The sequence below is a fragment of the Pseudomonas sp. GM33 genome, assembly GCF_000282295.1.
Taxonomy (GTDB): Bacteria; Pseudomonadota; Gammaproteobacteria; order Pseudomonadales; family Pseudomonadaceae; genus Aquipseudomonas; species Aquipseudomonas laurylsulfatiphila.
Window position 1 is genome coordinate 1 of the sequence record NZ_AKJO01000138.1, and the last position, 11,762, is coordinate 11,762.

Here is an 11,762-nt window from a genome sequence, read left to right on the forward strand (position 1 = left end):
GCTTAACTGACTGGCATTAGGCTGAAAGGCCGGTTTTTTATTGCGTGCAGCAAAGTCTCGAGTGATTGAGGGCGCGCGATCCGAATCGTCGCCGTCCCTGTTGCCCCGGGTCAGTCATGGGGCCTTGTCATTCTTTCGCCCGTGAGGCTGATGATCCGGCTTGGCGATCTTGAGCGCCCGGTCGGCGGCCTTGGCGTTATGCACCAGGCGACCGAGCACGGCGACAACGATGATCGCCAGCACTACCCAGATGACAATGGCTTTCACGTACATGGCGAAACCTCTCGCGCAAAACGATCCTTCCGATCGCCGACGTCCCTGTAGCAATAGTATTAATCCATTGTGGCAGGTGTTGATGATCTTGCATCGCATGACTGATTTGCACTGTTTATCAGCTATCTCCACGGATGAAGCGACAGTTTCCCGGACCGGTACTTTAATGGAGGGTCTGGAGCGACTGATCGCGGGGCTGTCATAGCCTCAAGGCTATGGATCCCATACCGAAAAGCTATTTCATCAATCGGTGATCCGGATCCACGCTCAAGGGTGGTTAGCTGAAAACAAAATCAAGAGGAGATGCCATGTCAACTGAATCGAAATGCCCGTTCAATCACGCCGCTGGCGGTGGCACGACGAACCGCGACTGGTGGCCGAACCAACTGAACCTGAAGATCCTGAGTCAACACTCGCCCAAGTCTGACCCGTTGGGGGGCGACTTCAACTACGCCGAAGCCTTCAAGAGTCTTGACTTCCAGGCGCTGAAAAAAGACCTGACGGCGCTGATGACCGATTCCCAGGACTGGTGGCCGGCGGACTTCGGCCACTATGGGCCTTTCTTTATCCGCATGTCCTGGCACGCCGCAGGCACCTATCGCACCGGTGACGGCCGGGGCGGCGCCGGTTCCGGCCAGCAACGCTTTGCACCGCTCAACAGCTGGCCGGACAACGTCAGCCTCGACAAGGCCCGCCGGCTGCTGTGGCCGATCAAGCAAAAGTACGGCAATAAAATCTCCTGGGCCGACCTGATCGTCCTCACCGGCAACGTGGCCCTGGAGTCCATGGGCTTCAAGACGTTTGGTTTTTCCGGTGGTCGCGCGGATGTCTGGGAACCGGACGAAGACGTTTACTGGGGTTCTGAAAGCAAATGGCTGGGCGGTGACTCGCGTTACGGCAAAGAAGACAAACCGGTGCAGAAACCCGGCGATGTGCCCTTGGTAGCTGAGCCCGGCAGAAACGAGGACAGCCGTACCGAAAATGGCCGCAATCTGGAAAATCCCCTTGCTGCGGTGCAGATGGGCCTGATCTATGTGAACCCGGAAGGCCCGGAAGGCGAACCGGACCCGGTCGCCTCGGCCAAGGACATCCGCGAAACCTTCGGCCGCATGGCGATGAACGATGAGGAAACCGTGGCGTTGATCGCCGGTGGCCACGCCTTCGGCAAGACCCACGGCGCCGGGCCCGCCGACCACGTCGGGCCGGAACCTGAAGCCGCCGGCCTGGAGCTGCAAGGCCTGGGCTGGAAGAGCACATTCGGCACCGGCAAAGGGGCCGACGCCATCACCAGCGGCCTGGAAGTGACCTGGACCACCACGCCCACCAAATGGAGCAACAACTACCTGGAAAACCTGTTCGGTTTCGACTGGGAACTGACCAAGAGCCCGGCCGGCGCCCATCAGTGGAAACCGAAGAACGGTGCCGGTGCCGGGATCATTCCCGATGCCTTTGATCCGTCCAAACGCCGTGATCCGACCATGCTGACCTCGGACCTGGCCCTGCGTTTCGACCCGATCTACGAACCGATCGCCCGGCGCTTCCTGGCCAACCCCGATCAACTGGCCGATGCCTTCGCGCGCGCCTGGTACAAACTCATTCACCGTGACATGGGCCCGCTCTCGCGCTACCTCGGCCCGGAAATGCCGGGCGAGGAACTGCTGTGGCAAGACCCGATCCCTGCCGTCGATCATCCGCTGGTCAACGACAGCGATGTGGCGGGCCTGAAAAGCAAGGTCCTGGCGTCCGGCCTGTCGGTGTCGCAGCTGGTATCGACGGCGTGGGCCGCCGCTTCCACCTTCCGTGGCTCCGACAAACGCGGCGGTGCCAACGGCGGGCGCCTGCGCCTGGCGCCGCAGAAGTCCTGGCCGGCCAACCAGCCGGAGCAACTGGCCAATGTGCTGGCCAAACTGGAAGGCATCCAGAAGGAGTTCAACAGCGGCGGCAAGAAAATCTCCCTGGCCGACCTGATCGTGCTCGCCGGTGGCGCGGGTGTCGAACAGGCGGCGAAAAACGCCGGCCACAGTGTGACGGTGCCGTTCACCCCGGGACGCACGGACGCCAGCCAGGAACAGACCGATGTCGAGTCCTTCGGTTTCCTTGAACCGATTGCCGACGGCTTCCGTAACTACCTGAAAACCCAGTACCGCGTGCCCGCCGAAGCCTTGCTGATCGACAAGGCACAACTGCTGACGCTCAGCGCACCGGAAATGACGGTACTGCTGGGCGGCCTGCGGGTGTTGAACACCAACGTCGGCCAGAGCAAACACGGAGTGTTCACCCAACGGCCGGAAGCGCTGACCAATGATTTCTTCACCAACCTGCTGGACATGGGCGTGGAGTGGAAACCGGTGTCGGATGCCCAGCAGGAGTTTGAAGGGCGTGATCGCAAAACCGGTGCGGTGAAGTGGACGGGCACCCGGGTTGACCTGGTCTTCGGTTCGAACGCGCAGTTGCGTGCGCTGGCCGAAGTCTATGCCAGCGCCGATGCGCAGCAGAAGTTCGTCAAGGACTTCGTGGCTGCGTGGACCAAAGTGATGAACCTGGATCGCTTTGACGTGAATCGCCGCGTCTAGAGGAGATAACGCTGGCACCACCGGCAAAAAGTGCCTCGGCTCGCCCTCCGGCTTTTACATCAGCGGAGGGCATCCGGCGATCATGAACCCTGGCGATCGTGTCCGAACCGGCACTCAAGGCTGTCTTTCAATAAAAGAGAGGTTCTGTTCTCGAATGACGCCGGCAGCATCATCGTAGAGAAACGGCAGAAACATATAACGGCGACCTTGGGTTACTGAAGTGGCTTCGTGCAAGAGTGAGCACGAAAACACCACGGCCCCTCCTGTCGGCGCGTTGTAATACACTTTTCCATACTCTGGAAAATGCAGAAAGCCACCTTCGTACTCTCCCGAATTAAGAAACAGGGAAACGGCAAAACGGCGATGGGCCGTACCCTTCGTGGTGTTATCCCGATGGGGCCGGAAATGCCCGCCTTCCTCGCTGTTGTAGCAGGCCACCAGATAGCGCTCCATTCGAGTGGCATTGAACTGGAACGCTTTCTGTAACTCAGGAAGCAAACGGCTGGCTATACGCGATTCACAGGCTTTGGCCAGAGCCTCATCTTCAATGACGCAGTCACGACGTCGTTTGTGATTATGGTCAGTGATGTGGACGGTTTTACCCGCCTGCTCCGTCATGAACCCGGATTCTTCGCCGCCGCGTTCGTCGTAATAACTGATCAGTGCTTTACACAAAGACGGCTCAAATATACGGGGAACCACCAGGACGGGGGCGTGTGGTGTGGCGGCATGTGGCGCGGCCGTTGCCGGCAATCGATCCAGAAAACGCATTAACGAGGGGACATGGTTATCAATGGGGGGGCTTATCGGGACGATGGCCAGGACACGTAGCGCAGGGTCCAGCACATAGGTTATTTGCCTGATGCTGCCGTCTGGCCGCAATGTACCGTAGAGCTTGCTGACTGACCGATCGAAATCCCAGATGAAGCGTATGCCGGGTATCGAACTCTCCACCCGCTTCAGCTTTTCATCCTCTGGATCGACGGAAACACCAAAGAAGCAGACTTGATCATCATCGAATCGCGGGCGATGGGCCTGAATATCTTCCAGAACTTTAGTGGACACAGGGTCGGCCGCAGAACCCAAAAAACAAAGCACGACATACCGACCGGCAATCGTGTCGAAGCAAAAGCGTTCTCGTAGTTGAGTGCGGCAATGAAACCAGGGGGCTGGTTGACCGACTGAAAATGCCGTGGCACGCATCACAACTCCTTGCCGGTTGGCCGTGGATCGTTGCAGGTAAAGCTAGTTCAGTCTTGTTGAAGCTGCCCGGAGCGCTGATGGCGACGCTTCATCCATGGCTTGTATCGCCGGTTTGTCGCACCGGAGCGTCCTGTGCGGTTTTTTCGGCCTTGGCAGGCCAGGCATCGATCACCGATTGCAGGAACTGCTGCGACAATCGCGGGTTGTCCAGAGCTCTGGCGATCAGTATCGCCCCGGTAATCGATGACAGGATGCGCAAGGCTTCCTGGTGCTTTTCATCATCGGTTTCGCCGTCGACCAATGGCATCAGCGTTTCGATCAGGGTCTGCACGCCTTGGGTGAACGAGTGGCTGACGGTACCGCCGTTGCGCGCGACATCGGCCGCCAGGGCAGGGATCGGGCAGCCTTCGGTCCAGTTGTTCATGTGGCCTTGGCTCAAGTACCTCTTGAGCAGTTCGGGGATGGATTTGGCCGCTCGCCAGTCGTCGATGTTGGTTTCGAACGTACGGCTCACGGCCTCCGACGCCAACTGCTCCTTGCCACCTGGGAACTGTCCGTAAAAGCCGCCGTGGGTCAGGCCCACCGAACGGGACAGTTCGCCGATCCCGATGCCGTCGATGCCTTTTTCCCGGTACATCCTCGAGGCTGCGCCGAGGATCGCTTCCTTGTTGGCGGCTGCCTTGTCTTTCGTCACTTTCATGAGTGGAGTCCTGTCTTCCGATGGGCGCCATGGCAATTTTTTGCTGAAGGGCTGGTATTAATGATGGTCGCAATATAAATTCGCGGCAATGGCTTTGCAGGAAAAACACCTCACAGGTGCTGACCCATGAAACGTAATGATCTGCGCAATATCGACCTCAATCTGCTGGTGGTATTCGAGGCGCTCATTCAGGAGCGCAACGTCACTCGGGCCGCACAAAGACTGTCCCTGGGCCAACCGGCGGTCAGCGGCGCATTGGCTCGTCTGCGCACACTGTTCAACGACCCCCTGTTTAAACGCATTGGCCACAAAATGGAACCAACCACCCGAGCCTTGCAAGTGGCGCAAACGCTCGGGCCGGCACTGGACTCCATTTGTTCCGCCGTCAGTCTGACGGCTTGTAATGAAAGATCCCGTTAATTCATAGGGGGCTTTCACTGGTTTGGACCCGGACGCGGTCTTTTGTAGGAGCTGGCCTGCCAGCGATGGTCGTCAACGATAACGCGGGTGAACTGGATAAACGCGGTGCACTGGAGTCCATCGCCAGCAAGCTGGCTCCTACAGTTTCCCAGCGTGGGCAGGGCCCCCTGTGGGAGCTGGCCTGCCAGCGATGGTCGTCAACGATAACGCGGGTGAACTGGATAAACGCGGCGCACTGGAGTCCATCGCCAGCAGGCTGGCTCCTACAGTTTCAGCGTGGGCACGGTCCCCTGTGGGAGCTGGCTTGCCAGCGATGGTCGTCAACGATAACGCGGGTTAGCTGGATGAGCGCGGCGCACTGGCGTCCATCGCCAGCAGGCTGGCTCCTACAGTTTCCCCGTATTGCGTGAAAACCTTTTTTTTGTGCTTATACATGATGGTCATCATTAATGGTGATACCCAAGTTCACTCCATTCGATTCGTCGCTGCCCCTTGTGCGGCCGAGAATTCTCCAACCCTTAAACCGTCTGGCGGACACCCCCATGGAACAGTCACTCAAACCTTTGCGTTATCCCCTTGCTGCCCTGACCCTGGCGGCCATCACGGCCTGCGGTCACGCGCCCGATGCCGCCAAGGCGCCGGGTGCGCCCACTGTCACCGTCGCCAAAGTGCTTGAGCAACCCATTACCGAATGGGATGAAGTCACCGCCCGTCTGGAAGCGCCGGAAACCGTCGTGGTTCGTCCGCGGGTATCGGGGCAGATCGATCGTGTCGCCTTCACCGATGGCGAGTCGGTCAAGAAAGGGGATCTGCTGTTCCAGATCGATCCGCGTCCGTTCGAACACGAAGTGCACCGCCTCGAAGCGCAGTTGCAACAGGCTCGCGCCGCGCTGGTTCGAAGCGCCAACGAAGCGCAACGCGGCCAGCGCCTGCTGAGCAGCAATGCCATTTCTGCGGAACTGGCCGACACGCGCAGCACCACGGCCCAGGAAGCCAAGGCCGGTGTCGATTCGGTTCAGGCGCAGCTGGATCTGGCACGCCTGAACCTGAGCTTCACCCGCGTCACCGCGCCGATCAGCGGCCGGGTCAGCCGTGCCGAAATCACCGCCGGCAACATCGTCACCGCCGACACTTCGGCGCTGACCAGCGTGGTCTCCACCGACAAGGTCTACGCCTATTTCGACGCCGACGAACGCCTGTTCCTCAAGTACGGCAAGCTCTCCCGTGAAGGCCGGCGCAGCCAATCCACGCCGGTGTACATGGGCTTGTCGAACGAGGAGGGCAATAGCCACCTGGGGCAGATGAACTTCGTCGACAACCAGGTCAATCCCAAGACCGGCACCATCCGTGGCCGCGCGGTGTTCGACAACGCCGACGGTCAATACACCCCCGGCCTGTATGCCCGATTGAAACTGGTGGGCAGCGCGGCCTATGCCGGCCTGCTGATCAAGGACGAGGCCGTGGGCACCGACCTCGGCAAGCGGTTCGTGCTGGTGATCGACCAGGACAACAAGGCCGTGTACCGCAGCGTCGATCTGGGGCCGAAGCTCGAAGGTTTGCGCATCGTGCGCAGCGGTTTGCAAAAAGACGACCGGATCGTCATCAACGGCCTGCAACGGGTTCGTCCCGGCGCGGTGGTCGCGCCTCAGGACGCGCCGATGGCCGATGCGCAAACCGTCGCCAACCTGGCCCGTCAGCGGCAGGCCGTCGAGGCGGGTAATCAGCCCGTCGCTCCGTCACCGGCGCTGGTGAAAACCGATGCCGCCGTTTCGCCTCGCGGATAAAGGAACACAGCCATGAAGTTCTCCCGGTTCTTTATCACGCGGCCGATCTTCGCCGCCGTGCTCTCGCTGCTGATCCTGATTGCCGGCGCCATCGCGCTGTTCCAGTTGCCGATCAGCGAGTACCCGGAAGTGGTGCCACCCACTGTCGTCGTTCACGCCAACTATCCGGGGGCCAACCCCAAGGTCATCGGTGAAACCGTGGCCGCGCCCCTGGAGCAAGCCATCACCGGCGTGGAGAACATGCTGTACATGTCCTCGCAGTCGACGGCCGATGGTCGACTCACGCTCACCGTGACCTTCGCCCTGGGCACCGATCTGGACAACGCCCAGGTGCAGGTGCAGAACCGCGTGACCCGCACCGAGCCGAAACTTCCCGAGGAAGTGACGCGCATCGGTATCACCGTGGACAAGGCATCGCCCGAGCTGACGATGGTGGTGCACCTGACCTCGCCGGACAAGCGCTACGACATGCTGTACCTGTCCAACTACGCGATCCTCAACGTCAAGGACGAGCTGTCGCGCCTGAACGGAATCGGTGACGTGAAGATGTTCGGTATCGGCGACTACTCGCTGCGTATCTGGCTCGATCCGAACAAGACCGCGTCACGCAACCTGACCGCCACCGACGTGGTCAATGCGGTGCGTGAACAGAATCGCCAAGTGGCGGCCGGCCAACTGGGTTCACCGCCTGCACCCAACGCCACCAGCTTCCAGATGTCGATCAACTCCCAGGGGCGGCTGGTCACCGAGGAGGAGTTCGAGAACGTGATCGTCCGCAGTGGTCCGGACGGCGAAATCACCCGCCTCAAGGACATTGCGCGGATTGAACTCGGCTCCAACCAGTACGCCTTGCGCGCCTTGCTCAACAACCAGGAAGCGGTGGCGATGCCGATCTTCCAGCGCCCGGGTTCCAATGCCATCGACGTTTCCGACCAGGTGCGGGCGAAGATGGCCGAGCTGAAGAAGAGCTTCCCGGAAGGCATGGACTACGAGATCGTCTACGACCCGACCATCTTCGTGCGCAGCTCGATCGAGGCGGTGGTTCATACCCTGTTCGAAGCGCTGATCCTCGTGGTGCTGGTGGTGATCCTGTTCCTGCAAACCTGGCGCGCCTCGATCATTCCACTGGTGGCTGTGCCGGTGTCGCTGATCGGTACCTTTGCCGTGATGCACCTGTTCGGTTTTTCCCTTAATGCCTTGTCGCTGTTCGGCCTGGTATTGGCCATCGGCATCGTGGTCGACGATGCGATCGTGGTGGTGGAGAACGTCGAGCGCAATATCGAGACGGGGCTCGATCCGGTCGAAGCGACGCAAAAAGCCATGGGCGAGGTGACCGGCCCGATCATCGCCACGGCGTTGGTGTTGTGCGCGGTGTTCGTCCCGGCGGCGTTCATTTCCGGCCTGACGGGGCAGTTCTACAAACAGTTCGCCCTGACGATCGCGATCTCCACGGTGATCTCTGCGTTCAACTCGCTGACCTTGTCGCCGGCATTGGCGGCGGTTCTGCTCAAGTCCCACAGTGCACCCAAGGACCGCTTTTCGAGGATTCTGGATCGCCTGTTCGGTGGCTGGTTGTTCAAGCCCTTCAACCGGTTGTTCGAAAAGGCTGGCAACGGGTATGTCGGGACCGTGTCCAAGGTCATCCGTGGCAGCAGCGTGGCGTTGCTGGTCTATGCCGGTCTGATCGCCATGACCTACATGGGCTTCAGCACCACGCCGACCGGGTTCGTGCCGACCCAGGACAAAAAGTACCTGGTGACCTTCGCGCAACTGCCGGATGCGGCCAGCCTCGATCGCACCGAGTCGGTGATCCGGCGCATGAGCACCATCGCCATGAACGAACCGGGCTTCGACAGCGCCGTGGCCTTCCCGGGCTTGTCGATCAACGGTTTCACCAACAGCCCGAACGCCGGCATTGCCTTCATCGGCTTGAGCGCTTTCGATGAGCGCAAAAGCCCGAGCCTGTCCGCCGGAGCGATTTCCGCTTCGCTGAACGCCAAGTTCGGTGGCATTCAAGACGCCTACATCGCGGTGTTCCCACCGCCGCCGGTGCAAGGCCTGGGCACCATTGGTGGCTTCCGCCTGCAGATCGAAGACCGCGGCAACCTGGGTTACGACGAGCTGTACAAAGAGACCATGAACATCATCGGCAAGAGCCGCAGTGTTCCGGAACTGGCCAACCTGTTCACCAGCTACACGGTGAACGTGCCGCAGGTCGAAGCCGCCATCGATCGCGAAAAAGCCAAAACACACGGCGTGGCGATCAACGACATTTTCGACACGCTGCAGGTGTACCTGGGGTCGCTGTACGCCAACGACTTCAACCGTTTTGGCCGTACCTATCAGGTCAACGTCCAGGCTGAGCAACAGTTCCGCCAGGAGCCGGAGCAGATCGGTCAGTTGAAGGTGCGCAACGACCGTGGAGAGATGATTCCACTGGCCACCTTCGTCAAGGTCAGCCCGACGTCGGGGCCGGACCGGGTTTCGCACTACAACGGTTTCGTCACCGCAGAAATCAACGGCAGCGCGGCCCCGGGCTACAGCTCCGGCCAGGCGCAGGCGGCGATTGAAAAGTTGTTGAAGCAAGAGCTGCCCAACGGCATGACCTACGAGTGGACCGACCTGACCTACCAGCAGATCCTCTCCGGCAACACCGCGCTGCTGGTGTTCCCGCTCTGCGTCCTGCTGGCGTTCCTGGTGTTGGCGGCCCTGTATGAAAGCTGGAGCCTGCCGCTGGCGGTGATCCTGATCGTGCCGATGACCCTGCTGTCGGCGATTGCCGGGGTGATCATCTCCAAGGGCGACAACAACATCTTCACCCAGATCGGCCTCATCGTGCTGGTGGGGCTGGCGTGCAAGAACGCGATCCTGATCGTCGAGTTCGCCAAGGACAAACAGGACCAGGGGCTGTCGCCGCTGGACGCTGTTCTCGAAGCCTGCCGCCAGCGTCTGCGCCCGATCCTGATGACGTCGTTCGCCTTCATCATGGGCGTCATTCCGCTGGTGACGTCCACCGGCGCCGGTTCCGAGATGCGTCGGGCCATGGGGGTTGCCGTGTTCTCCGGGATGCTCGGGGTGACCTTCTTCGGTCTGTTGCTGACGCCGGTGTTCTACGTCCTTATTCGTCGCTACATCGAACGTAAAACCGCGCGCCAGGCGGCCCGCGCTCACTCGCTCAAGGCCATTGATCCGGAGGCACACTGATGAAGGCTTTCAAGCTGTTTTTACCGAGTCTGCTGGTCACCGCGTTGGCCGCCTGCACCGTCGGGCCGGATTACAAGACCCCGGACACGGCGCCAGCCCATGTCGTCTCGGCCCAAGGGGCCAACTACGATCAAACGCGTTTCGAAACGGTGTGGTGGCAGCAATTCGATGACCCCACGTTGAATCAGCTGGTCGGTAAAGCGCTCAACGGCAACCGCGATCTGCGCGTGGCCTTCGCCCGCTGGAAAGCCGCCCGGGCCATCCGCGATGACATCAGCAACGACAACCTGCCGGTGGTCACCAGCCGGGTCAGCAGCCAGCAGGGCAAGTCACAGGTGCCGGGCCTGACCGAGCAGCGGGTCAACACCGATCGCTACGACCTGGGCCTGGACATGGCCTGGGAGATCGATCTGTTCGGGCGCATCCAGCGCGAACTGGAATCCAGCGATGCCCGGGAAGACGCCACGGCGGCGGACCTGTACCAACTGCGGGTGAGCATGATCGCCGAGTTGGTGGATGCCTATGGGCAGCTGCGGGGTGCGCAACTGCGGGAGAAAATCGCCCTGGCCAACCTCAAGAACCAGAGCGAATCGCGCAGCGTCACGGTGAGCCTGCGTGACGCGGGCGTGGGCAATGAACTCGACGTGGTGCGTGCCGATGCCCGCCTGGCGGCCGTCGAGGCGAGCGTGCCGCAACTGCAGGCGGAGCAGGTGCATCACAAAAACCGCATCGCCACGCTGCTGGGTGAACGCCCGGACACGCTGGGCATCGACTTGAGTCCGAAGGACTTGCCGGCCATCGCCAAGGCGTTGCCGGTTGGTGATCCCGGCGAGCTGTTGCAGCGGCGCCCGGATGTGCGCGCGGCAGAGCGTCGCCTGGCGGCTTCAACGGCGGATGTCGGCGTGGCCACCGCCGACCTGTTTCCACGGGTGAGCCTGAGCGGCTTCCTCGGGTTCATCGCGGGGCGTGGTTCGCAGATCGGCTCCAGCGCCGCCCGCGCCTGGAGCCTGGGTCCGAGCATCACCTGGGCCGCGTTTGACCTGGGCAGTGTACGGGCGCGCATTCGCGGTGCAAACGCCGAGGCCGAGGGTGCACTGGCGACCTATGAACAGCAAGTGCTGCTCGCCCTGGAAGAGTCGGAAAACGCCTTCAGCGACTACGGCAAGCGCCAGCAACGCTTGCTGTCGCTGATCAAGCAAAGCGAGTCGAGTCGTGCAGCGGCCGACCTGGCGGCGACGCAATACAAGGAAGGGGTGGTGGACTACCTGGTGTTGCTCGACGCACAACGCGAGCGCCTGAACGCCGAAGATGCCCAGGCACTGGGTGAAACCGACCAGTACCGGGCCATTGTGGCGATCTACAAATCCCTGGGGGGCGGATGGGACAGCGGCGACACCCGGCTCGCGAAAAACAACTGACAAACCCGTTGTTGCTTTTGTAGGAGCGAGCTTGCTCGCGATGGACGTTAACGAAAACGCGTGCTTGCTGGCTCAGCGCGGTGTTCTTGAGACCATCGCGAGCGAGCTCGCTCCCACAGGGTTAGTGGGTGTACGCAGTATTTGTGAACTACCGAATCTACTGTGGGAGCGGGCTTGCCCGCGAAAG

At 61.0% G+C, this 11,762-nt stretch carries 8 protein-coding genes; 5 read left to right on the forward strand and 3 right to left on the reverse strand.

Annotated features, from left to right (window positions below):
• Window positions 1-114: 114 nt before the first annotated feature.
• Complete coding sequence (locus PMI26_RS31660; protein WP_007978024.1) at window positions 115-273, reverse strand: hypothetical protein; 159 nt, start codon at window positions 271-273, stop codon at window positions 115-117.
• 308 nt (window positions 274-581) lie between these two features.
• Here PMI26_RS31660 and katG point away from each other — a divergent pair, with 308 nt between their 5' ends.
• Window positions 582-2,846 (forward strand): catalase/peroxidase HPI, encoded by a 2,265-nt coding sequence (katG, locus tag PMI26_RS06495; RefSeq protein WP_007978026.1) that lies wholly within the window; start codon window positions 582-584, stop codon window positions 2,844-2,846.
• 114 nt (window positions 2,847-2,960) lie between these two features.
• Here katG and PMI26_RS06490 read toward each other — a convergent pair whose 3' ends face one another.
• On the reverse strand, window positions 2,961-4,049 hold the full coding sequence (locus PMI26_RS06490; RefSeq protein WP_007978028.1) for a redoxin domain-containing protein: 1,089 nt from the start codon (window positions 4,047-4,049) through the stop codon (window positions 2,961-2,963).
• An 88-nt stretch (window positions 4,050-4,137) separates the two neighbouring features.
• On the reverse strand, window positions 4,138-4,749 hold the full coding sequence (locus PMI26_RS06485; RefSeq protein ID WP_007978029.1) for a TetR/AcrR family transcriptional regulator: 612 nt from the start codon (window positions 4,747-4,749) through the stop codon (window positions 4,138-4,140).
• A gap of 126 nt (window positions 4,750-4,875) precedes the next feature.
• On the opposite strand from PMI26_RS06485, the gene PMI26_RS06480 reads away from it, so the two are divergent.
• The 4 genes from PMI26_RS06480 to PMI26_RS06465 all read left to right on the forward strand — a co-directional run bounded on the left by PMI26_RS06480 (window position 4,876) and on the right by PMI26_RS06465 (window position 11,575).
• Window positions 4,876-5,169: a LysR family transcriptional regulator gene (locus tag PMI26_RS06480; RefSeq protein WP_007978031.1), complete on the forward strand. Its 294-nt coding sequence runs from the start codon at window positions 4,876-4,878 to the stop codon at window positions 5,167-5,169.
• Between the two features lie 542 nt (window positions 5,170-5,711).
• A complete protein-coding gene (mexE, locus tag PMI26_RS06475; RefSeq protein WP_007978033.1) occupies window positions 5,712-6,953 on the forward strand; it encodes a multidrug efflux RND transporter periplasmic adaptor subunit MexE in 1,242 nt (413 codons plus the stop codon).
• A 12-nt stretch (window positions 6,954-6,965) separates the two neighbouring features.
• Entirely contained in the window at window positions 6,966-10,157 is a 3,192-nt protein-coding gene (locus PMI26_RS06470; protein WP_007978034.1) for an efflux RND transporter permease subunit, read from the forward strand.
• Window positions 10,157-11,575 carry an efflux transporter outer membrane subunit gene (locus tag PMI26_RS06465; protein ID WP_007978036.1) on the forward strand — a complete coding sequence of 473 codons (1,419 nt, stop codon included), beginning with the start codon at window positions 10,157-10,159 and terminating at the stop codon, window positions 11,573-11,575. Before PMI26_RS06470 ends, PMI26_RS06465 begins: the two co-directional genes overlap by 1 nt.
• Window positions 11,576-11,762 lie beyond the last annotated feature (187 nt).

What these genes read in the sequence shown, in the direction of transcription:
- mexE (WP_007978033.1), top strand. Translation starts at nt 5,712, where the DNA reads ATGGAACAGTCACTCAAACCTTTGCGTTATCCCCTTGCTGCCCTGACC.
- PMI26_RS06490 (WP_007978028.1), bottom strand. Translation starts at nt 4,049, where the DNA reads ATGCGTGCCACGGCATTTTCAGTCGGTCAACCAGCCCCCTGGTTTCAT.
- PMI26_RS06465 (WP_007978036.1), top strand. Translation starts at nt 10,157, where the DNA reads ATGAAGGCTTTCAAGCTGTTTTTACCGAGTCTGCTGGTCACCGCGTTG.
- PMI26_RS06485 (WP_007978029.1), bottom strand. Translation starts at nt 4,749, where the DNA reads ATGAAAGTGACGAAAGACAAGGCAGCCGCCAACAAGGAAGCGATCCTC.
- katG (WP_007978026.1), top strand. Translation starts at nt 582, where the DNA reads ATGTCAACTGAATCGAAATGCCCGTTCAATCACGCCGCTGGCGGTGGC.
- PMI26_RS06480 (WP_007978031.1), top strand. Translation starts at nt 4,876, where the DNA reads ATGAAACGTAATGATCTGCGCAATATCGACCTCAATCTGCTGGTGGTA.
- PMI26_RS06470 (WP_007978034.1), top strand. Translation starts at nt 6,966, where the DNA reads ATGAAGTTCTCCCGGTTCTTTATCACGCGGCCGATCTTCGCCGCCGTG.
- PMI26_RS31660 (WP_007978024.1), bottom strand. Translation starts at nt 273, where the DNA reads ATGTACGTGAAAGCCATTGTCATCTGGGTAGTGCTGGCGATCATCGTT.